The 24,753-nt window shown below is 40.0% G+C and carries 15 protein-coding genes; 7 read left to right on the forward strand and 8 right to left on the reverse strand.

The genetic code is table 11. The annotated features are described in order from the left end of the window. The first annotated feature begins 33 nt into the window (after window positions 1-33). Together VGE44_RS16925 and VGE44_RS16930 are read left to right on the forward strand one after the other, a co-directional pair. Window positions 34-1,449, forward strand: coding sequence for a hypothetical protein (locus VGE44_RS16925; RefSeq protein ID WP_331081358.1), 1,416 nt, complete (start codon window positions 34-36; stop codon window positions 1,447-1,449). Window positions 1,450-1,512: 63 nt separating this feature from the next. Then, window positions 1,513-2,757, forward strand: coding sequence for an amidohydrolase/deacetylase family metallohydrolase (locus VGE44_RS16930; protein ID WP_331081360.1), 1,245 nt, complete (start codon window positions 1,513-1,515; stop codon window positions 2,755-2,757). 24 nt (window positions 2,758-2,781) lie between these two features. Here the strand turns inward: VGE44_RS16930 and VGE44_RS16935 are convergent, their stop codons facing one another. Beyond that, a complete protein-coding gene (locus VGE44_RS16935) occupies window positions 2,782-3,354 on the reverse strand; it encodes an RNA polymerase sigma factor (protein WP_331081362.1) in 573 nt (190 codons plus the stop codon). A gap of 263 nt (window positions 3,355-3,617) precedes the next feature. Between VGE44_RS16935 and VGE44_RS16940 the strand changes: the two genes are divergently transcribed. The 5 genes from VGE44_RS16940 (at window position 3,618) to VGE44_RS16960 (ending at window position 11,960) form a co-directional block, all read left to right on the forward strand. Further along, entirely contained in the window at window positions 3,618-4,763 is a 1,146-nt protein-coding gene (locus tag VGE44_RS16940) for a FecR family protein (protein WP_331081364.1), read from the forward strand. A 185-nt stretch (window positions 4,764-4,948) separates the two neighbouring features. Then, window positions 4,949-8,209, forward strand: a complete 3,261-nt coding sequence (locus VGE44_RS16945; protein WP_331081366.1) for a TonB-dependent receptor — start codon at window positions 4,949-4,951, stop codon at window positions 8,207-8,209. A gap of 11 nt (window positions 8,210-8,220) precedes the next feature. After that, window positions 8,221-9,543: a RagB/SusD family nutrient uptake outer membrane protein gene (locus VGE44_RS16950; RefSeq protein WP_331081368.1), complete on the forward strand. Its 1,323-nt coding sequence runs from the start codon at window positions 8,221-8,223 to the stop codon at window positions 9,541-9,543. A 117-nt stretch (window positions 9,544-9,660) separates the two neighbouring features. Further along, window positions 9,661-10,476 carry an ion transporter gene (locus VGE44_RS16955; RefSeq protein ID WP_331081370.1) on the forward strand — a complete coding sequence of 272 codons (816 nt, stop codon included), beginning with the start codon at window positions 9,661-9,663 and terminating at the stop codon, window positions 10,474-10,476. 377 nt (window positions 10,477-10,853) lie between these two features. Continuing rightward, window positions 10,854-11,960 (forward strand): amidohydrolase family protein, encoded by a 1,107-nt coding sequence (locus tag VGE44_RS16960; RefSeq protein ID WP_331081372.1) that lies wholly within the window; start codon window positions 10,854-10,856, stop codon window positions 11,958-11,960. A gap of 158 nt (window positions 11,961-12,118) precedes the next feature. Here the strand turns inward: VGE44_RS16960 and VGE44_RS16965 are convergent, their stop codons facing one another. From VGE44_RS16965 to VGE44_RS16995, 7 genes are all read right to left on the reverse strand, one after another. Beyond that, window positions 12,119-13,468 (reverse strand): AGE family epimerase/isomerase, encoded by a 1,350-nt coding sequence (locus VGE44_RS16965; protein WP_331081374.1) that lies wholly within the window; start codon window positions 13,466-13,468, stop codon window positions 12,119-12,121. 250 nt (window positions 13,469-13,718) lie between these two features. Further along, window positions 13,719-15,068, reverse strand: a complete 1,350-nt coding sequence (locus VGE44_RS16970; RefSeq protein ID WP_331081376.1) for an AGE family epimerase/isomerase — start codon at window positions 15,066-15,068, stop codon at window positions 13,719-13,721. 134 nt (window positions 15,069-15,202) lie between these two features. Further along, the gene (locus VGE44_RS16975) at window positions 15,203-16,786 is read right to left on the reverse strand and encodes a SusD/RagB family nutrient-binding outer membrane lipoprotein (protein WP_331081378.1); all 1,584 of its coding nucleotides are present in this window, start codon (window positions 16,784-16,786) and stop codon (window positions 15,203-15,205) included. 20 nt (window positions 16,787-16,806) lie between these two features. Further along, window positions 16,807-20,229, reverse strand: a complete 3,423-nt coding sequence (locus VGE44_RS16980; RefSeq protein ID WP_331081380.1) for a SusC/RagA family TonB-linked outer membrane protein — start codon at window positions 20,227-20,229, stop codon at window positions 16,807-16,809. Between the two features lie 151 nt (window positions 20,230-20,380). Continuing rightward, on the reverse strand, window positions 20,381-21,553 hold the full coding sequence (locus tag VGE44_RS16985; RefSeq protein WP_331081382.1) for a FecR family protein: 1,173 nt from the start codon (window positions 21,551-21,553) through the stop codon (window positions 20,381-20,383). Window positions 21,554-21,640: 87 nt separating this feature from the next. Next, window positions 21,641-22,216, reverse strand: coding sequence for an RNA polymerase sigma-70 factor (locus tag VGE44_RS16990; RefSeq protein WP_331081384.1), 576 nt, complete (start codon window positions 22,214-22,216; stop codon window positions 21,641-21,643). Window positions 22,217-22,377: 161 nt separating this feature from the next. Then, a complete protein-coding gene (locus VGE44_RS16995) occupies window positions 22,378-24,738 on the reverse strand; it encodes a hypothetical protein (RefSeq protein WP_331081386.1) in 2,361 nt (786 codons plus the stop codon). Window positions 24,739-24,753: the final 15 nt, after the last annotated feature.

Here is a 24,753-nt window from a genome sequence, read left to right on the forward strand (position 1 = left end):
ATTTTATAATTTGAGATCAGAAGAAAATAAATGATGAATAAATATACATTCTCCAACAAAATACTTTTAACCGTACTCGTACTTTCTGCAGCAATTTTAAATGCTCAGAATATAAGGGCCCCCAAAGCGCTCCTACCTCCGGTAGCTTTAAGACCAGATATTAAGGTTGAGCATGTCATGGCTGTAGCACCTAAAAGTGTGCGCATATTATACGACAAATCCACAAAGGCAGTGTACTTTACCTGTTATGATGGGGAAGTGTACAGAATAAAAAATATACATGCCGAAAATCCCCTCGCAGAGAAAATTCTCTCTGTTGATGACCATGGTATTCCGCGACTACAGGGTGCAGCCATTTATAAAAACACCTTATTTCTCACCGGCAATACCAAGGTGAATAATGGCCTTGGTAATAAAGGCCGGATGGTTCGATATGATCTGAAATCAAATGAAAAGCCAGTAATGTCTGTAGTATTTAATACCGTGGAGTATGGCACTAACCGCACTGTGTTTGACCATGGCTGGAATGCGCTTGAAATAAGTCCTGATGGGAAGTACATCTTTGTGAACAGTGGTGCGCGTACCGACCATGGTGAGGTACAGGATAATAATGGTGCATGGCCTAACGCCCGAAATGGTGCATTAACCTCAAAAATTTTCAGGTTCCCGATTGATTCTAAAGATCTGATACTTCCTGATGACGAAGCAAAACTAAAAGCTGATGGTTATATTTTTGCTGATGGCATACGCAATGCCTATGATCTTGCTTTTGATGGCGCGGGGAATTTATTCGGTGTATCAAATTCATCTGATTATGATCATAATGAAGATATGTTCTGGATCAGACATGGCCATCACTATGGATTTCCGTGGGTAGTTGGCGGAATTGAAAACCCGCAGCAATATCCCGACTGGCAGCCAAATCCGGATACCGATCCGTTCATTCCCAGAAGTGCCCATGCCTGGGCTGTGAGATACTTCAGGAATGACCCTGATTTTCCGAAAATTCCGGCAGGCGTAAAGTTTTCTCCCGGTATACAAAACCTGGGGCCCGATGCGAATGAGTATCGCGGACATTCCGGGAAAATACTGGATGGCGACCTCACTGGTGTAACAGTAAGCACCTTTACGCCACACAGTTCACCCCTGGCATTGTTTTTTGACAGTAAGAAGAATTTATCCAAAGATCTGAGAGGCGATGGCTTTACTATCCGCTATTCTCTGGGGGCCCGATCAGCACTGATGAAACCATTTACTGATCAGGGTGCCGATCTATTGCATCTGGATCTGTCTTATGATAAAGGCACTGATAATTATTTTGTAAAAACAAAGCGCATAGTAGAAGGTTTTAATGGGGCTACTGATGCAGTAATGATAAAAAACAATGTATTTGTTATAGAATACGGAGCTGCTGGTGGTAATATCTGGAAGATAAGTCTGCCCAGATAAGTCAGGAAGGTTCATTAATCAGTATTAGCATTAAACAATTAAATGAGTACCCGATTATAAAAAATGAACAGGATGTCCCGGATTATTTTCGTTTTCTTGAGCTTACTTGCTTTTTCAAGCCAGGCACAGAACTACAGTATACTGGTAAAAGGTGGTCATGTAATTGATCCCAAAAACAATATCAATGAGCCAATGGATATTGCTATTAATGGAGATAAGATAGTCCTTGTTGCAAAGAATATTGACGCAAAAACAGCAAAACAAGTCGTAAATGCCTCTGATTTATATGTTACTCCGGGACTGGTTGATATACATTCCCATAATTTTCACAGCATGAGACCTGGTGACCCGGTTGCGGATGGCTTCACATTCCGAAGCGGGATAACAACTACAGTTGATGCCGGCAGTTCGGGCTGGAAGTCATTTGAGAGGTTCAAGGAAGAGGTAATAGATCAATCGGAAACCCGCGTTCTGGCATGGCTAAATATTGTCGGTGAGGGTTACAGAGGAGGGGCATATGAGCAAAACCTCGCGGATATGGATGCAAAACTGACCTCAATTGTTGCCCGCAGATATAAAGATCATATTGTAGGAATTAAGACTTCGCATTATAACGGACCAGAATGGATCCCGGTTGACCGGGCTGTTGAAGCTGGCAAACTTGCAGGCAATATTCCGGTAATGGTTGATTTTGGAGGAACAAAACCAGCACATTCAATTGAAGAACTATTTTTCAAACATCTCCGCCCGGGTGATATTTTCACCCATTGCTTTGCAGAACTTGGTGATTCAAGGGAGTCTATAGTTGATCCTAAAACTAAAAAAGTAAAACCATTCGTCTTTGAAGCTCAAAAAAGAGGAATTGTATTTGATGTGGGTTTTGGCGGTATCAGCTTTGCCTACTCGCAGGCTATTCCGGCTTTAAAGCAGGGATTCTACCCAAATTCCATTAGCACAGATATGAATAAAGGGGCTATCAATGGAGCTATGAAAGATCTGTTAACTGTGATGTCGAGGTTCCTTGCAATGGGAATGGATTTGCCGTCCGTAATAAAAGCCACTACCCTAAATCCTGCCAAAGAAATTAAAAGGGAAGATCTTGGAACACTTTCTGTTGGCTCAATTGCTGATCTTTCTGTTTTTAATATGAGAGAAGGAAAATTTGGCTTCTTTGATTATACCGGATATAAAATCAATGCCAGTAAAAAACTGGAATGTGAACTGACAATCAGGGCAGGTAAAATTGTGTATAATCTGAATGGAATTTCAGATCCGGTGGTAATTAACAATGGCAGACAAAGCCATTGATTCAACCATAATCGACCTAAATTATTAGGGCAGAAAGAAAAGAAAAATCATAAAATGCCTTATAGATATCCTTAAATGACGCAAAGCATAGGTTAATTGATTCTCTACAGTTCGCTTCGAGATATCGAGTCTGGCAGCAATTTCATCATTGCTTAATTGTTGCATCCGGCTTAGGGTAAATATTTCCCTGCAACGACTTGGCAACACTTCAAGTTCCTCTTCTACTTTTTTTTCCAGTTCGCGATATCGAATATTGCTTTCACCATCATTTACAGCTACCAAATTGCCATAGTCCAGCTCATCCCTATATTCAATCGATTTCTTTTTGATGCTTTTGACATAACGGTAAACCTGATACCTGGCAGAAGCAGTTATATATCCTTTGAAATATTCAATCTGAAGCTTATCCCGTTTTAACCATAGATTCAGGAAAATATCATGAACAATTTCAGAACAGACCTCCGTATCCGGGCAGATTGAAAACACAGTGGTGAATAGTTTCTCCCAGTACCTTTCAAACAAAATATTAAAAGAATCAAGGTCTCCAGCCTTCATCAAATTGAGCAGAATCTCATCAGAAGGTACTTTTTCAGACATGTAGGTTTTGCTTTTGGCTGATTTTGAAATTTAAATTTACTAAATCCAACAACATAAAGAAAAATATCAGGGATAATTAAGCCCTGATTCAAATTCGTTACACTTTCGGAAATATTCTAAATGCTTAACAAAGCTATCAGATTCTTAAGCTAAGAAACTTGCCGAATCGCTGTTTTTAGTATCTCACTGGTGCAAAAGCAAAAAAAAAGTATTTTCTATGTGTGTCGAACTCCAAAATTGACTCTATAGATTAAAGCCTAAAAATGACCAGAGAAGAATATAACGCACTTTACGAAAAATACCTCTCAGGAAATTGTACCAGCGAGGAAAGGGAAGCAATAGAAAACTATCAGGACAGTATTGATCTTGATAGCCATCACTGGATTAAGGAACAAATGGGTGAAGAGGAACTTGTTAAAGAAGCTATCCATTTTGAACTTTTAAACAGTATAGCAAGACAGAAACGCAGACAAATTATTAGAATCTGGTATGCTGCAGCAGCTGTAATACTTCTAGTCCTGTCATCAGGGCTGTATTTCAACAACCTGAAAACAAAGACTACTGTAGTTGCAAAAACAGAATCAACACGCTTTAAGAATGATGTATTACCGGGCGATAACCGGGCGATACTTACTCTGGATGATGGCTCTCAGATCAATCTTGATGATGCCCAAAATGGAGTTCTGGCAAGTGAAAACAATACTGACATCCGAAAAACCGGATCAGGACAGTTAGAGTATTCAGCAGGCAATAAACTCATTGAAACTGTAAAATATAACACCCTGAGCACTCCAATGGGCGGACAGTACCAGCTGTCATTACCAGATGGAAGCAGGGTATGGCTTAATTCCGGCTCCAGTATTCGTTTCCCGACCGCTTTTATCGGAAAAGAAAGAATTATTGAATTAAAAGGTGAAGCCTTTTTTGATATAAGGGAAAACAAGAAAATGCCTTTCATAGTGAAAACTAATATGTCTATGGATATCAGGGTGCTGGGTACCCAGTTCAATGTAATGGCCTATGATGATGAAAAAAGCATCAATACTACACTTCTTGAGGGTTCTGTACAATTATTAAAAGAATCAGGAACTGCATTTCTGGAACCCGGACAGGCGGCAATACTAAATAAAGGTACCGGAAAAATAAAAGTCGCCCCTGCAGATATTGAAGAAGCTGTTGCATGGAAAAATGGATACTTTATTTTCTCCAATGAAAATATAGAAAGCATTATGCGCAAAGTTTCACGATGGTATAATGTAGAGGTAGACTATCAGGGTAATTTGAGCAATAAAGATTTTGTGGGAACAATCTCACGTGATAAAAATATCTCTGAAATATTAAAGATGCTGGAATTAACAGGTGCAATCCACTTTAGAATTGAAGGAAGGAGGATAACTGTTATGCCGTAACCCATACCCTTAATTAGCGGCACAAAAAACCGGAAGCGCTGCGAACGCCTCCGGCAGAATTTGGCCCTAAAAATAACCGATCGTAAAACCAATAATTTAAATCAAACCAAACTCACAAATGTATGAAACTTTACATGCTGTTTAAGTGCAAGGAACCTTGCATGTCATTAAAATTTATCAGGGTTATGAAACTCGTCATTATTTTATGTCTTACCTCTCTGCTGCAGGTTAATGCTACCGGCTATGCACAGAAGATAAATCTGACTGTCAAAAACGCTCCAATGGAGAAGGCTCTGAGAGAGATTCAAAAGCAGGTTAAATATAGCTTCCTTTATAATACACAGATGTTACGCTCAGCAAAACCGGTAACTATCAGTGCGAACAACTCTTCATTAGACGAAGTATTAAAACAATGTTTTGCTGATCAGCCACTTACCTATTCAATTGTAGACGAAACGATCATTCTTTCAAAGAAACAAGCGAAGGTTGAAGCAAATGTAATTGAAGTTGAAGAAGTTGCCCCACCACAGGAAATAAAGGGTAAGGTTACTGATTCAAAAGGAGTACCACTTCCGGGTGTTAGCGTAAAATTGAAAAGTACAACAATTGGGGCAAGCACCGATATTAACGGTAATTTCACATTAAATATTCCTGATGCAGGCATTTTGGAATTCACTTATATTGGGTTTATAACACAGGAAGTTTCTACTTCAGGCAGAACCACGATCAATGTTGTACTTCTTGAAGATCAGCAGGCTTTGGGTGAAGTTGTTGTTATTGGTTATGGAACTCAGAGTAAAAAAGATGTTTCGAGTGCAATCGGTTCCCTTTCGGTTGGAAATAAGAAACTCGCAGATCTGCCAATCACAAGTCCCGAGCAATTATTACAAGGAAGAGTTGGTGGGGTAAATATCACACAGGATACAGGTACTCCAGGAGGCCGTTCTACGGTCAGAATCAGGGGTGCCAGTTCTATTACAGGCGGCAACGATCCATTGTATGTGGTTGATGGTGTGCCAATTAATGCCGGAAATTACAATGGCGCGGCCGGTGGTTCGGTTCCGCAAAACCCACTTTCAAATATCAGTCCGAATGATATCGAGTCAATTGACATCTTAAAGGATGCATCAGCTGCAGCGATCTACGGATCAAGAGCTTCGAATGGTGTAATCGTAATTACAACCAAAAGAGGTAAACAAGATCAGACAAAAATCAGCTATAATTCTTATTTCGGATTCCAGGAAGTAGCCAAAAGAATTCCACTTTTAGGAGGCCCTGAGTGGGGTGAATTAATCAATGAAGCCAATGTGAATGTTGGCAATGCCCCTCCAATCGCCAATCCAGGTGCTTTAACAACAACAGACTGGCAGGAAGAAATATTCAGAAGAGCCCCAATTTCAAATAATGAAATTTCATTATCAGGAGGAACTCAAAAAACGCAATACTTCTTATCCGGAAGTTATCTGAATCAAACGGGTGTGGTTATCGGAAGCGGATTCAGCAGAGGAAACTTCAGATTTAACTTTGATCAGAAAATCAATGACAGATTAAAAGCAGGTATCAACATGAGTATGAACCGCTCGAAAACTGACAGGGTAAGTACTGGTGACCGTGATGGAATCGTAGCGGTTGCAATCGTAAAATCACCTGCCGTTCCGGCAAGAAATGCGGATGGTTCATTAAATCCAAATGATCCGTATATCAGCAATATTGATAACCCATTAATTATAGCCGACCAGGTTAGAAATGATGCATTCAGTAACAGAGCTTTAGGTAATGCGTTCGTTGAATTCAAGATTATTGAAGGTCTGAATTTCAGAAGTAGTATTGGATTGGACTACCTGAGCCTTGATGAAGTTTACTTTGTACCACCTAACAAATTAACAGTACTTGGTAGAACAACCAATGGATCTGGTACAAACAGCATGACTCAGGATTTGGGATGGATCAATGAGAACACCCTGAACTACAGCAAAACTATTAATGAAAACCACCGCTTCAATGTACTTTTAGGTTACTCCAATCAGGAATCTAAATTTAACCGTACTGTGGCTTCAGCAACGAATTTCGCGCTTGAAGCAATTCAAACACTGGGATCGGCATCCATTAAGAACTCAAGTTCTACTGGTGGCAGCTGGGGACTTACCTCCTATTTCAGCAGGTTGAATTATTCATTCAAGGACAAATTCAATTTGGCGGCCAGTTACCGTATTGACGGGTCTTCACGGTTTGCAGAAAATAACAAATACGGAAGTTTCCCTTCTGTTTCTGCAGCATACCGTCTTGGCCAGGAAGATTTCTTAAAAGACCTGAACTGGGTTGAAGATGTAAAAATCAGAGCAAGCTGGGGTCAAACAGGTAACCAGGAGATTGGTAACTTCACATCAAGAGGATTATTTTCAGGCGGCTTCAACTACATCGGAGCAAGTGGTCTTTCTCAGACACAATTAGCAAATCCTGACCTTTCATGGGAGAGCACAGAGCAAACCAATATTGGTTTAGACCTGAGCTTCTTCAAAGGAAGAATTACCTTCAGTACCGACGTTTACAAGAAAAACACATCCGGTCTTTTGCTTGCTGTTTCATTACCAAGATCTTCAGGATTTACGAGCTCAATACAAAACGTAGGTAATGTTGAGAACAAGGGTATTGAGTTTGCCCTGAACACTGTGAATATTGATAAAAAAGACTTCAAATGGTCTACTGATTTCAATATTTCATTCAACAGAAATAAAGTAACCAATCTGCCAGGCGGCGATATTCCCCTTGGTTTTAATGGATATGCCAGCGTAATTAAAGAAGGTTATCCATTAGGAACATTCTATGGCTGGAATATTCTTAGGGTTAATCCTGCAACCGGTAATTATGATGTGCAAGATCTAAATGGTGACGGAAATATTCCTCTGGCTTCAACAACACTCGATAATGTGGTTTTGGGAAGTGCGCAACCAAAATTTACCGGTGGATTCACCAACTCTGTTTCTTATAAAAATTTCGACGCTTCTGTTTTCATGCACTTCGTATATGGAAACCAGATTTTCAATCAGGCTGAATACTCTTATGGAAGACTTCATACCTGGTTCAACTCTTCAACTTTAGCAAGAAACCGCTGGAGAAAACCTGGTGATATTGCAACCTTACACCGTGCAGCATGGGGAGATCCAACCAGAAACGGGTCAGTTTCTAACCGTGTATTGCAGGATGGTTCTTTCCTGAGAGTTAAAAATGTTGCCCTGGGGTATAACATTCAAAATGCAACATTGAAAAAAGCAGGAATTCAAAACATAAGAGTTTATGCTGCGGGTCAGAACATTTTCACGTGGACTGATTATCGTGGATATGATCCGGAAGTTAACGCTAATGGAAATGATACAACACTTGGTTTTGACATGAGTTCTTATCCTCAGGCAAGATCATTCTCTTTAGGTTTAAATGCTACATTTTAATATAAAAAGTCATGAAACGAATATATTTAATAATCTTCTTATACCTAACGGTTTCATCTTGTGATGTAATCGAACAGGAACCGATAGACTCCGTAAGTACCCAGGTATTATTCACCCGGGAATCTGATGCAAACGCAGCAATCATAGGTACATATCGCCATCTGGCCAATCTTGGATCCAACTATATCTACTTCGCAGAGTTACCTACAAAAAACAGCAAAGGAAATGCGTTAAACAGACAGTTTGAGCAATTAAACAATCTGATCATTGTAGCCGACAATTCACAATTCACCGGACTTTGGGATCAGCAATTCGTGTTAATTAATTCTGCAAATGTGGTGATCAAAAATGTTCCGAAAATTCCGGGCATGGCTGATGCTGCTAAAAATTCTGTAATTGCTGAAGCCCGTTTCCTGAGAGCTTTTACCTATTTTAATCTGGTAAAATACTTCGGCGCAGTCCCATTGGTTACTGAACCTACTGAAAGTCCGGATGTAGCCGCACTACAGGTCTCAAGAACACCGGTTGCAGATGTATATACTCAAATTCTAGCAGATCTTGATTTTGCAAAATTAAATCTGCCAGAAACACATGCCGGCTTAGGCAAAACAGCCAGAGCTACAAAAGCTGCGGCGTATGCCCTGGGTGCCCGGATTCATCTGACAAGAAAGAACTATGCGCTGGCCATCGCAGATGCAAATCAGGTTGCTTCAAGAAGAGGAGAAACCTTGAATGTAGCTTATGCTAACTTATTCCTGACCAAAAATTCAGCTGAATCAATTTTTGAGATCAATTACGATACTCAGTTGCAGAACAATCTGGCAACAACATTCCTTCCTGGATCACTTGGAGGGACCAGAACAATTGAGGTAAACAATGATATCTTCAATGCTTATGAAGCCGGCGATCTTAGAAAAGATGCAACTTATGGCTTTGCAAATGCTGCAAACTACATGAAAAAGTATTCAAGAGGTGGCACAAAAGATGACAACATCATTGTTTTCCGTCTTGCAGAAGTTATGCTTACTAAAGCTGAAGCATTGGCGGAAACTTCTTATCCAAATGCTGATGCTTTAAAACTTTTAAATGAGGTTCGCAGAAGAGCAGGTCTTACAGCAATTAACCCTGCAACACTGGCTGACTTCAGAACTGCATTATACAAAGAAAGAAGGCTTGAGCTTTGCTTCGAAGGCCATGAGTGGCATGACATTGTAAGAACAGGAAGACTTCAGGCTGTTCTTGGAATTACAGATATGAATAAATCTATCTGGCCGGTTCCATCAGTAGAACTCGCAAGAAATCCAAAATTGCTACCACAAAATCCGGGATACTAAATTTTAAGTTTATTGGATTATCAAAAACGGCACCCCTTAAAAGGTGCCGTTTTTGTTTTTAATTTGTTTCTATCTGTTCAAACCTCATGATTATTAATTTGTTAGTATCTTGGATAAATGATACAGAGAAGAAACCACGAATTCAGAAGCAAAGTTTACAGTATTGTATTTGAATCAGATACACGTGCAGGAAAACTTTTCGACCTGATCCTGCTCTGGCTTATTGTATTTAGTATACTTTCGGTGTTCATGGAGAGCGTTGCAAGCTTTCGGGATAAATATCTTTTTGAAATACATTTAGTTGAATGGATATTTACAATCCTTTTTACAATAGAATATTTCCTTAGAGTTTACAGCAGCCATAAACCCCTGAAATATATCTTCAGTTTTTACGGTCTTGTAGATCTTATTTCATTCCTGCCGAATTACCTCACATTCTTCTTTGCCGGTGCGCAATATCTGATGGTAATCCGTGCCTTCCGTTTATTAAGGATATTCAGAATTTTAAAACTAAGCCGCTTTCTCGATCAGGGCAATATCCTTAAAAATGCACTGAAAGCGAGTGTACATAAGATTGTAGTTTTTATAGCAACGGTTATAACCGTGGTAACTATAGTGGGTACACTGATGTATATCATTGAGGGTGATGAAAGCGGATTTACGAGCATTCCCATTAGTATTTACTGGGCAATCGTAACCATTACCACTGTAGGCTATGGCGATATCTCCCCTCAAAGTCCGCTGGGTCAATTTTTAGCCAGTTTCCTGATGATCATAGGCTATGGAATTATTGCTGTACCAACGGGGATCGTAACTATAGAAATGGCAAGGGCCAATGATGAGGCCAGAACTAAATGCCCCGGCTGTAACGCTCCAATTTATCCGAAAACAGCAAAATTCTGTGCGAATTGCGGTAAGGAATTGGTAAGGTAAGAAAACTGACCGAAGAGTAATGGAACGGTGATAACAGCGCCCGGAGGGATCCAGATATGGCATAACCCTGACCAGTGAGATACCCCTACCAGTGGGAATTAGATCGTGGCATCCGCAACGAGGACAAACCGCAATAAAATATTATGTTTTTGAATTGCGACATGAAGATAATTTATATCATTAAAAGGAGGTCGTGGCCTTCGCCACCTCTCCGACAATTTAAAATTGGTGTCGCTTGCTTGCCTCCAATACAGAATCTCCATTTTGACTCAGCAATCAATTGTCATGGCGGGCTTTACCCGCCATTAACGATTTCCAGGATTTTTATTTTCGAAATCCAGCCGCTTTGTAGTATTTTCATAGTTTAAATAATATTTATGCAAATACTTAAATTGAAATCCATATACCTGGCAGCTTTTTTATTGTTCAGTCAGTGCGGACTTGCACAAAACAACAAAGGCAGAATTGATTTCGAAACCTATAACCCCCCTTCTTCGTTGGTGGTTCCTGAGCATGTTCTTACCAGAGCTAAATTTCCATTTATTGATGTACATAACCACCAGGGGAATATGCCCACTCAAAATCTCAAAGTTCTCCTTTCAGAAATGGATAAGCTGAACATGAAGACCATGGTAAATTTAAGTGGCCGCAGCGGCGATTTCCTTGCCCTTGCAGTAAAAAATGCCAAAGCTGCAGAACCGGGTCGTTTAATCGTTTTTGCGAATCCAAATTTTTCAGGAATTGGTGAAAGTGACTATGGGAATAAAGCTGCAAAACAGATCGAAGACGATGTAAAAGCAGGTGCACAGGGCCTGAAAATATTCAAAAGCCTTGGATTTTCTGTTAAAGATAACAAGGGTGCCCTGGTTGCAGTTGATGATCAAAGGCTGAAACCAATCTGGGAAAAATGTGCTCAGCTTGGAATACCGGTTTTGATCCATACGGCAGACCCCAAACAATTCTGGGATGAGCCTAATGAACAAAATGAACGCTGGCTTGAATTACTAACCCAACCCGGACGAAACAGAAGTGCATCCGATGGCTTTTCATGGGAAGAATTAATTAAACAACAACACAACCTGATTAAAAATAACCCTAAAACCAATTTCATTATTGCCCATTTTGGATGGTATGCCAACAATTTAGACTTCTTAGGTACACTGCTCGATAAATATCCGAATATGAACGTTGAATTTGGAGCCATCATTGCTGAACTTGGCCGCCAGCCGCGCCGCGCAAAGCAATTCTTTAATAAATACCAGGATAGGATTCTTTTTGGAAAGGACAGCTGGGTTCCTTCAGAATATACCACCTACTTCAGAGTGCTTGAAACAGAAGATGAATATTTTCCTTATCATAAAAAATACCATGCTTACTGGAAAATGTATGGCCTCGGACTGAGCGATGCAGTACTAAAGAAAGTATATTATAAGAATGCAATCCGCTTAATCCCGGGGATTGACAAATCACAATTCCCTGACTAAACCGGATTGGCTTTTGAAGAAGAACGCTATCCTATTATCTTTTTGCCTGTCCTGCACCGTGCTAATATGATCGGATATTTTGGTTTTTTTAAGGCCTCCACTTTTCAGAAGGAGGCCTTAATTGTTATAAAGGATAAATCAGATTAAAATATAATATTTCAGGAAGCCAAGCCTGACAGCTTCCCTCTGCGCTTCATTATTCGCTGTAAGGCAAGCATATTCCGCATCAGATAGCGTGGCGTATGATAATGTTCTATGGTTTTAGTACTAGGATTTACAACTTTCCTGTTTCCTCCAAAGGTCCAGAATGCATAATCGGGACAACTCATTTTCTCCATCATATATGCATCCCCTTCAGAGAAACATTCATGAGCCCAGGCATTTCCGGTATGCTCAATACTAAGTAAGGCACCTATGGATACCTCCTGCTGACACCATGCCGACTTACTTGGCGACCAGGAATAAGTATTTGCATTGTATAGCACTTCGAAATGCCCTCCGTACAATTTATCTGCCGCTACTTCCACATGCCTTTTGAAAGCTGCTTCCGAAGCTTTAAAAAGAGCAGAATCCTTACGCCTGACTGCCTCTGCCATTACAAAAGCAAGGGTCTCTATTCCATGACCAATTACAGAGAAATCGGCATATTCATTTTTAGGAAGACTGAAATCATGATTAACCATTTCATTCAAAATATTGAATTCCTTATTCATGTGATGTTTCATGATTGCATCAAGACAGCGGTCCGACAGTTTCTGAAAATCAGCATCAGGGCCTTGCGCAAGTATCTGAGACGAAAGGCTCAGAAATATCATCCAGTGACCAAGATTACGCGGACCCTGAATTTTAGGTTTACCCGGGGCATAACTGATATCATAGACATAATCCGGACGATCATAACGCTCCAGACAGTAAAAGATCATTTCTTTAGCAAGCTTAAGCCATGATTTTTCACCACTAGCCTTTGCATACTCAGCAAGGCCTTCTGCAACAAAAAGATCCCCATAAATATCTCCGGGTTCCGAAATTTTACCTCCCTCCCTGCTGTAATTCACATCATAGAAATTATCATCCACAGGTTTACACTTTAGGATGAAATCTATCGCATTTTTCGCAACTTCCAGGAAACGGGGATTCTTCTCAAAATTATTATACAGAAAAGAATAAACCCATATTCCACGGCCCTGATACCAGGTTCGTTTGGTATAATTGATCACCTTCCTTGCCGCTATATCCACATCACAAATAAAACCTCCGTATTGATGATCAATGCAGAGGCTTTCCATCGCCGGGAGGAACCGATTAAAAAGTTCATCATGGTAACGGTCATGAAGCTGTTGCAGATTCAAACCCGCAAGGGTCTTAATAGGATCTTTCTTTTGAGATAGGTTCTCTGCTTCCGAGGTACCGTCTGAAAAGCCAGACAAACTACCTAATGTAACAGCACCAAGTCCTGCCAAAGAGTTTCTCCTGATGAAATCACGTCTTGAATAATCTTTATGTTGCATTCTTTTATATTCTAATGATTTATTGACAATAAAATGAGGATAAGGATTTTCAGCGATCAGTTATGAGCTATCAGCCTGAAATCTGAAAAATATAAACAATGTAAGTATTCCCCAAATCTGTTGGTTTATAACTCACAGCCAATAGTAAAATTAATGATCAATTACGATTATTAACTTAACACCATATTTATCAACAATTGGAGAGTATCTTAATGATACTCTCCATTATAGAAAATCAGATCTTATGATCTTAAGCAAATAATCCTGAGACCTTATTCCCCCGCTTTATGATACGATCCATTGAAAGTATGCCAAGCATTAACTGGCGGGCATGGTGGTAATGCTCCAGCAGATTAATATTTGGCTTTTCCATTTTCCGGTCTCCGCCTGAGTGCCAGAACTTATATTCAGGCTTATAGAACTTATCATAGATATATGAGTCAGTACGTTCGAAATTCCTGTAGCCCCACTCGTCTCCAGTATGTTCGATGAGAAATAATGCCCCATTCAAAACTTCCTGTTGGTTCCACAATGATTTTCTTACATCCCAATCATACTTATCTACGTTCTGCAATGAGTGGAAATATCCTCCGTATAAAGCATCTGTAGCGACATCGACATGTTTCTTATAGACAATTCTGGCTTTCTCAAAAAGAGCCTTGTCTTTACGCCTTGCAGCTTCGAACATAACGAATGTAATCGTTTCAAGACCATGCCCTATTACCGAGAATTGTCCGTATTCATTATCTGGAATACTCATATCATGATTGATTACCTCATTAGTCAAACCGTAGGCCGGGTTGACATGGTAATTCATAATTGCATCAACAGAACGGGCTGCCAACTTTTCCAGATCGGCATCAGGCTCATGTTTAAGCATCTGCGTAGACAAGCTGAGGAAGATCATCCAGTGCCCCAGAACTCTGGGTCCTTCAATCTTGGGTGCTCCCGGAAGGTAACTGATATCATAAACATAATCCGGGCGGTCATAACGTACTACACAATCAAAAATAATCTTCTTTGCAAGCTCTCTGTACTGTTTTTCACCGGAAGCTTTAGCATATTCAAATAGTCCTTCAGCAACGAAAAGGCTTCCATAAATATCTCCGGGACCTGAAAGAGGTTTTCCATCATTACTGAAAGTACGCGGCCAGAAACTATCATCTTTAGGCTGCAGCTTAAGAACCAGGTCCTTAGATTTACGTGCTATCTCAAGATAACGCTGATTCTTCTCCAGATTATTATAAAGAAAAGAATAAACCCACATACCACGGCCTACAAACCATGCTGTTTTATTGGAATTTGCCAATTCGCCTGTTCTAATGTCAAGGGAACACATCACCCCACCATATTCGTGGTCAATGGCATATTTATCCATATTAGGAATAAACCTGTCAAAAAGTTCTTCCCTGTATTTATCTCTTAATTGCCTGACAGTTAATCCGGCAATTTTTGTGATTTTTTCTGAAGAATTATTTACAGTTTCTGAGGAAGAATTATCGGCAGTAAAAGCCAATGAACCACCGGCGGTAAGGATACCAAGACCTGCCAGTGAGTTATGCTTTAAAAAGGAGCGTCTTGAATAATCTTTCTTTTCCATGATACTAATGTTAGAATTACAATGAATAGGTAGTCGATGAAGAATACTGATTGTCAGTACTTTTAAAATTTTTCTGATAAAAAGTATCCGTCCCGGGAAATAATTCCCGGGACAGATACTTTAATCAGAACAGATTATGGTTTTTTATCCCACCAGAGTTTAGTAACCCCATTGTCTGGACCACCCAGCATGGTTGCTACGGCAGCCTCTACGGCAGTTCTGTTGTTATTGTACTCGATTCCAACAAATGGAACCCTTCTTGGAATCTTATTTACCGGGATATCGGGATTTTCACTTAATATCCTGTCATAAAGCGTAGGATAATTAGTCCGACGCCTTTCTGCCCATGCTTCTTCACTATCCGGATACAAAGCAATCCACTTTTGGGTAATGATCTGCTCAAGAACTCTCTCCTTACTTGCGGAAGTCAGGAATGCAACAGGAATTGTTGAAACCGGAGCTGATTGAGAATCATAGCCCGCCGGAACATTGTTACTGCTTAAATAAGCATTACCAGCCAGGTCTTTTCCATCAGAACCATGCTCTGAAAGGGAAGCACTAATCCCACTTTCATAGAAACTTTTTGTTGATCCACCGCCCATATTCCAGCCTTCAAGAGCACCCTCTGCTCTCAGAAAATAGGCTTCTGCAGCTCTTAAAACCGGCCAATCAGGTCCCTTATCCCCAACAGTCAGGTAGGCAGGAGCCATATTGGAGCTAATGGCATTAATACCTGATTGCTTAGCAATTTTAGTCTGACCGTTACGGATTCCTTCAAAATTGAAGGTAAATCCTGCAGGATCATCCGAAGGATCAGGTGTTCCTGCTGCCGAAAAGAATTTAGAAGCTCTTGGATCTGCATATCCTTTCAGTACACTTTCCATGTCAGCACTCATTCTGAAGTCAGACCAGGCAGTAAGTGTATTGTATTTATTAGCAAAAGCGATTGCACTTTTAACAGTTGCATTATCCGCATTACTTTCAATAACGCCATCCGCAATTGCCTTCTCTGCATTTGTTTTAGCCAATGCCGCATCTGCGTACTTTACTCTCAATGCCAGACGCAAACGAAGTGTATTGGCCATTTTAAGCCATTTATCAACACTGCCTGCATAAATAACATCCTGAGCTCCTAAGAATGAAGTCTTACCTCTATTACTCTTTAAAAGAGCAACAGCCTGATCGAGCGTCGCAAAGAAATCTTTGTAAATATCTTCTTGCTTATCATAGGGCACGGTTTTTTCACCGTTGCCAAATTTAGAGTATGGGATTGGTCCCCAGAAATCTGTAATACGATGATAAACATAAACCCTCCAAACCTTCATCATGGCATTCTCTATATCATATTTATTGCTTACTGCATAATCTTCAGCGTACTTTACCTGAGGTGCTACACCTGTATAAAAACCACCGTAGAAAGCATCAAGCCAGGCACCATTCAGGACGAAATTATCTGAATAGAAATCGGGGTGTGTATGCGTCTGATAATTGGAATATATATCAGAAAAAGCCGCATGACCACGCAGAAATGAGGTTGAATTATCAAAATAAACGCCGCTGTAAAGCGCACGTTTCACCACAAATCCATACGAAGACTGATCTAATCCGTCAACAGTAAGAACCTTTGTATTGGTATTTATTTCATCAAAATCTTTGGTACAGGAAGTTCCAAAAATCGCAACCGAAATAGTTAGTATAATTTGAAATATTTTTTTCATCTGATTATAGTTTAGAGCAATTAAAAACCAAAATTTAGAGACAAACCGAAGGAACGTGTAGTTGGCAGAGAAAGTGATTCACGGCCCTCTGAACTATTTGCCACATCAGTTACCATTTCAGGATCAACATATTCAGACTTATTATATAAAAAGAAAAGATTTCTTCCTACCAATGATAATCTTGCTGATCTGAAAGGTGTTTTACTTAATAACTCAGCAGGTAACTGATATCCAAAAACCAATTCCCTGAGGCGAATATTGGTTGCATCACGCACAAAAGACTCTCCGACAGGTGCACCTACGCCTCCCAGATGATTCCATAATCTTTCTGAAGAAACGTTAATCGTATTTGCAGCTCCGCTTTGGGTTACAGCGGTTTCATTTGTAAAAATATTGTCGCCGAATACTAATGAGCCATCTCTTCCCTGCTCTGTATAATCCAGAACACCTACTCCTGATTCAATTGCCTCTGTAAATGAAATAAACGATCCGCCTTTTCTGACATCAATCAAAGTACTTAAACTGAAGTTCTTGTACCTGAATGAGTTATTAAGTCCGGCGAGCCAATCAGGATTGAAGTTCGCAACCTTTACATCTTGTCCGGTTGTAATCTGAGGAAGTCCGTTTGCGGAAACAATTACTCTTCCCTGTGCATCCCTAACATATCCCCTGGAATATATATCACCAAAAGGCTGTCCTTTTACAAGTTTGTAAATCCTGATATAATCCGAAGCCTGCGATAACTGGTCAAAACCTTCAGCAATCTCCAAAACTGTACTCTTATTTTTTGAGAAATTAAGGTCTATATCCCAGTTGAATTCTCTCTCAGAAAACAATGAAGTTCCTAATGAAGCTTCAAAGCCTTTATTCTGTATATCTGCACCGTTCTGGAAAACACTGCTCACACCCGAACCCACAGGAACCGGTGAGGCGAAAAGCTGATCGAAAGTATTGGTTCTATAAGCTGTAGCATCAAACCTTAACTTTCCTTCAAGCATTCTTAATTCCAGACCAAGTTCTGTTGAATGAGTGGACTCAGGTCTGAGATTCGCATTTGGCAACACCGGACTAAGAGAGATAGTACCGTTACTGATAGAGGCAGTACGTGAAAGATTATAAGGGTCAGTATCATTACCTACTTCGGCGTATGAAGCCCTGAACTTAGCATAGGTAAAGAACTTTGGCAGTGTAACAAGATCGGTAAGTATAGCCGACAAGCCCACTGAAGGATAGAAATAAGACCTGTTGTTTGAAGGAAGTGTTGAACTCCAGTCATTTCTTCCGGTTATGTTCAGAAATATTGCATCCTTAAATGAAATGTCTCCAAATCCGTAAACAGATTGAACTTCTTTATGACGCTCATAGGTATCTGCAGGGCGAGGGTCTAATGTATTGGCAAGAGAGAACAAATTCTGTATCTGGAAGTTAACTCCCGAACCACCTAAAGCATTAGCCTTATAAACTCTGTTATTAGCACCTGCATTCAGATTAATCTTGAAGCTCTTGGACAGATCTTTACTAAAGGTTAAAAGTGCGTCTGTATTCCATTCAAATGAATTGGAATTCAGGCGTGAATAAGATCCGTTTGCAGCAATAACATAAGTATCATTATGAAGCTTAGTTTCACCCATTGAATTTGAACGGTCTAATGCTGATCTTCCCTGAATAGACCAGTTATCAGATATCTTATAGCTTAAGCTTAGCATTCCAAGGACCCGCTCCAGTTCAAGTGGATTTTCGATGTTATTTCTGGTCCAGTAAGGATTTCCTGCTCCGTTAAAATTAGGAGAATAAAAATGCTGCTTGATTTGACCAGCCGCATTCGCAAACTCATAATGCTCAAGATCTCTGGTACGGATATTTCGTGGTATCTGGTACAGATATCTCATTGGATTATTAAAACTTTCTCCTGTAAACAGTACATTCTTAAAATCCTGACGGATATAGTTGACTTTAGAATCAAGTTTCAATCTCTTACTCAGGTCTGATAACATCCTCATACTCAAATTATGACTGCCCAGATTATTTCCCTTTATGATACCTGAAGCATCTGTATGGGTGTAACCCAATGCAACATTGGATTTTTCGGAATTAATGTTAACCGAAAGGTTGGTAGCAAAACTTCTGCCCGACTGAAAGAAATCCTTAATATTATCAGGCTGAGCTGTATAAGCGTATGTTGTACTACCTCCAAGCTGATTCGCAATATAATTAGGGTCATTAGACCAATGAGCAACCTGACTGCCGTCAAACTTCGGTCCCCATGAGGTAACTGAAGAAGGTGAATAAACACCCCCTGCACCTTGTCCGTATTGGTTTTGATATTTTGTCAGAATAATCGGATCATTCCCGTTAAAAGTGAATCCAATGTTTGAAGTCACCCCTTTCGCTGCTCCTTTACCTGATTTTGTAACGACAACAATAGCTCCGTTGTTTGCTCTACTACCATATAATGCCGCAGCATTTGCACCTTTTAATACAGAAAGAGATTCTATATCATCAGGACTTAAATTAGAAATATCACCGTTTAATGTGATCCCATCTACTATATATAGGGGCTGGCTGCTACCACTGATTGAACGGTTACCTCTCAAAAGCACTTTTGAAGCAGCTCCTACTCCTGATCCGGAATTGGTAATCGAAAGTCCGGCAACCTTCCCTCCCAAACCCTCCAAAAGGTTCGTAGAACGAGCCTGGGTAAGTTCAGAAGTAGTAATATTTTGAGCAGCATAACTTAAAGATTTTTTATTCCTCTGAATACCTAAGGCGGTTACCACAACTTCACTTAAAGACTGCATGTCTTCCCTCAAACGAATATCTAATGTAGACTGACCATCTACTGCAATTTCCTGAGTTACATAACCAATGTATTTTAAGACCAGAACAGCATCTGCCGGGGCGTTGATGGAGAAATTTCCGTTTATATCTGTACTGGTTCCTGTGGTAGTTCCTTTCACAATGATACTCACTCCAATAAGTGCTTCTCCTTTAGTATCAGAAACTTTTCCCCGGATTTCTATCCGCTGTGCCCCAGCATCTAGGTTTAGTTGTACTGATTCATTTTTGGGCTTGATCAGAATTATATTTTCAGAAATCTGAAAAGTAAAAGGTTGTCCTGCTAATGATAAGGTTAGTGCATCCTTTAGAGATACCTTTTGCACATTGATGTTCACAAATCTGGCCTTATCTATAAGATCAGAATTGTATACCAGTTGATAGCCACTCTGTTTACGAATTTCCTGCAAAACAGTCTTCAGAGGAGCATTCTTTTCCGAAAGGGTAATCTTTTGAGCGAAGCCTGCAGCACTTACTGTCAGACAGCTAAAGGTTAGAATTACTGCTGTTAAATTCATTATGAAAACCAGTTTGGATTTCAAAAGACCGGCTGGGTTATTATTAATATAACCGCAAACCACTCCCTTGATGAGAATTTTTAATTTCATACTTTTACGGGGTTAGGGTAAATTGATTGTTTTGATTAATTTGAGTTGATTAAGCGATTGTGCCCTAATAGAACCGGGGGTGTTGCAAGCACTTCCGGTTTATTATTTAATGGCTGTTAAGTAGTTTCGTGTTACATAGGCCTTTAAATTATTATTGATTATTTGAAATTTTAATTGTTTTCCCTTCAATACTGAATTTCACTCTTCCGGTAACTTCAAGGATTTCCAAAACCCTCGACAAGTTTATATCGCGCGACATATAAGCATTGTATCTTGTATGCGGGACTTCCGAATAGTCAATTTCAACATCATACCAGCGCTCTAACTGACGCATGATATCTACCAGATACATATCGTTAAACTGGAAGTTTCCTTTCTTCCAGGCAATTGCCTGCTCTATATTTGCAGCATGTATCAGGATTTCTCCTTTCCTGTTAAGTGCTTCCTGACCAGGCTTCAAGTAGCTTACCTTCTGAGCTGAATTTTCTGAGACTTTAACAGAACCTTCTATCAGAGTAGTTTTGATTTGGGACTCATTGGAATAAGCATTGATATTAAAGTGAGTTCCCAGAACTTCAACTGTCTGACCGGCACTCTGGACTTTAAATGGCATGAGTTTATTTGGTGAAATCTCGAAATAAGCTTCGCCGGTTAACTCCACTTTACGTTCTGTGCCCGAAAAGAAAGCGGGATATCTTAAAGAAGATGCCGCATTAAGCCAGACTTTACTTCCATCAGGCAGGTTAACCTGATACTGCCCCCCTTTAGGTGTTTCAATCTTGTTATAAAGATTATAAGAATTCAAAACCCTGAGCTTAGCATCTGCTTTTTCATAGATCAACTGTCCATCACTTGTTTTAGTAATACTAACACCTGATTGTATAGCGATCTCTCCTTGCTGAACATCATCAAGAGCAATCCTGGAGCCATCAGCCAGGGTCAAAACAGCTTTATTCCCCCCGGGTGCAACATCATTTACTTTTATTGGTGAATAATTAACCACCGGAGCAGGAGCTTGTGTTCTGCCCTTATAAAAATATAATCCTGTGGAAAGAATAATTAAAACGGAAGCCGCTATGGCATAATAATAACTACGGTTTTTCTTATCGGGCCCTTCTTCAAGTTCTGTAACCGGTTTCTCAATTTGTTCCCTGATTTTATTCAGCATCTCTTCACGAAGCCTGAAATCAGAACGGGAATCCTTTAAATCAGCTCCTTTGGCTTCCAGTCTCTTATAATACTCTTCAACAAGAGCAATCTCTGCCTGACTGGCATTTCCTGACAAATATTTTGTGATTAAATCTGAGAAATCCTTTTCTTCCATGATATTTATACCTTTAAGTACCAGAAAAGAACAGACACCCTACCAAAAAAAAATAAATTAAAAGGAAACAGAAGTGGTATCAGCTTGCTATAAGCCTGAAGCCAATATTACCGCAACACACAATTCCCAGTTCAGGCCACCACGCATGTGTTTAAGCGATTTGGACATTCTCTTTTCAACGGCCTTTTCCGAAATATTAAGATGAGAAGCAATTTGTTTATAGGTATATCCCTCTTCACGACTTAAGCGAAAGGTCTCTCTGCAACTCTCAGGCAATGAATTTAACAGGTTCTGAATAAGTAATTGCTGCTCCTTAAAAATCAGAGGATCATCATTCAGAATCTCAGAAGTTATTTCCTTTACCCGTTCATAAAAACGTAAATCCGTTTGATTAGCTCTTATGGCTTTCAAGACAAGGAAGCGCGCGGCCTGCTGTAAATAGGGTTTTAGTGATTGAATATCGGAGACCTTTCTGCGCTGCCATAAACTGATAAAAACATTCTGCACAATATCTTTGGAACTGTCCTCATCCTGAATAATGGAATAAGCGGTATCAAAAAGCGGCTTCCAGTAACGGTTGTAAATCTCAGTAAAAGCAGACTCATTATCACTTTTCAGTAAATCAATTAATTGACTATCTGTTAAATCGCTATAATTAGTCATGCTATTTACAAGGGCAAGTATAACAAATTATTGCTTCAAAATTTAAACAACTGTTCAAAGTTCTGACAATGTATTCAAATACTACAACTCCGCGAAACAAATCCTATTGATCCAGTTCTGAAGGTCATACATTCCCTACCGGGAGCTGGCTTACCTGATAATCATAGCTCCGCATCAAGCTCATGATGACTTTTCAGCATCCCAATGAAATTTGAATCAAGTTTAATTGATTTCGATTTACAATACTGAATAATATCATTACCCAAACGGGTATTTGAATGATTAAAACGAACCTGTTTATTGATTTGAATAAAGCCAATTCTAAACAGCCAGTCGGACATTTTTTGTCCGGATTTTTCAGGCATATAAACGGTGCAGTCGCTAAAACTGACACCCAGCTCAGAATCCAGATCATAAATTCGTTCAGCACTTGCTTCGACTTCAGGAATAAACTCTGAATTCGTAAATGACAGACGACCTTTGAAAGGAGGGACGTTTTTTGTAATCCTGCTGATAGTACAATTTTCGAATCTCAGATTTGCGGTACCATTTCCTGTATAAAGATCCATATTCCGGCAGCCTTCAAACCTGATATCAGGATATAAAGCATCCGGCCGCTTATCAGCAGAAGTATCATTCAGATAGAAATGAACATTATCTTTTACTGCACTAAGAGGAGAAGGATTTAACTTCTCGAGATCCACATTCCGGATCAGAATCCGGCAATTACTTTCCATCCTGACACCGTCATAAGAGCCCTCCTTATTCATGTAATATTTTGAACAATCATATAACTGGAATAAGCGAAGTCCCTGCTTCCGGCCACGAATACTAACATTATTTATGTCCATCTGCTCCGGGAAGAACAGTCTTACCTTACCGGCATTATTCACCCATTCCGAAGTTTTCATCAGCCAGCAAACAGCTTTACTCTGTTGCTGTCCGCTAAAATCAACAACCATATCCTGCACACTAAGTGTGCGGCCATATCCAATTGGGTATTTAAAATCAAAATCAGCCGTAACAAACTGCAAAACTGAAACCTGTGTTGCACTGGTACGAGGAACAAGTCTGCAATTTTTTATACGAATATCCCCATCCCATTTAGCCCCATAATCAGCTCTGAATGAAATGAATGCATTGGCATTTACCAGGGTGTTTTCAACAAAGAGATCTCCTCCACCTGTTAAAGTCAGTCCCCTCTGTCCTACCTTACTGTCTTTGATATAGAGATTCCAGCAATGAAAATGCACATCTACACGGTTAAGCATACAGTTCTCAATCCTGAAATTCTTGGTCAGGTTGGTACCGAATACTCCCCAGTGTACCGGACTTCCTTCTGCAGTAATATTCCGGAAGGTTACATTCATCCAGCGATTTCCTGAGATTCCATAAGTACCCTGTGGTACCATCGGCACACCCGGCCTGTCTTTTTCCCATGGGATGAGCCTGATATTCTCAACTACTACATCATATACCATTCTTAGTGAATAGAATCCACTCCGCTGAATTTTAGCCACATCCTGTTTACCAGGCTCCAGGCCAACCCATTGATTTGATACCAGGGTTCTGCTTCGTTCAATGCGGATTCCGTTTTCTACATAATTTCCTTCATTATCTCCCGAAAGGTAAAATGTACCCCCTGTAATAGTCAAATAACTGTCACTGGCGGGATAGGCCATTAAACTGGTATAATTCTTAAAGGTCCAGGCCATCTCGCCCACAATGCGCCCATGTTCCTCAACATAGAAAAGTTCTTCTCTGGCCCACCCCCTGCTGATACCGGTACTTTGATTCCTCAATCCGATCATATCTCCCGAATCAGCAACAATTACAAGGCAGTTTTTATATGGAGCCAGTTCAGGGATAACCTGAGCCCCCGGCTTTAATTGACTGATCAATGAATCCTTTGCTTGCTCAGAGAGTTCGATTGGATAAGGAGCCACATCACTTAACACCTTAAACCGGGGTTCCTTACCATTGAATTTTTCATCGAAATGAAAAATACTTTGGCCCCAATCCACATTAGTTTTAATTACAATTGCGGTTGTCTCTCTGAACCAGTACTCTCCACTCAGGTTTATGACAGGAATACGATGTTTATTTGCATAATCATGTGCTGCCTTAATCTGTACTCCATCATCATTTTTCTTGTCGCCAACAGCCCCGAAACACTTATAATTTACTTCTCTGACATTGATTAAAACGGCGATCAGATTCTTTTTTAGACTGATTATTCCACCGCCATCAGGAGTAATTTCAGAGGCTGATGCCCTGATGATATAGGTTCCCTCACCTCCATCGCCAATCTGATAATATCCCCCTGTTTGGACAACATTCCCCGCCTTCAGAACCGTGCTTTCTTTCAATTCCACTAAACTCGAATAAAACAGAATGTTTTCACCTTCCCTGATCAGGGATATTGGATTAGAGTTAGCTGCCTGAACATTGGAGGCAAGCAGCCCAAGACCGGTCAGGCCAAAGCTGCTTATAACTTTTCGCCTGCTTAATTTATCTGCCATAAAAATGATTATAGG

Origin of the sequence: Daejeonella sp., from assembly GCF_036405355.1 — a bacterium.
Taxonomy (GTDB): Bacteria; Bacteroidota; Bacteroidia; order Sphingobacteriales; family Sphingobacteriaceae; genus Daejeonella.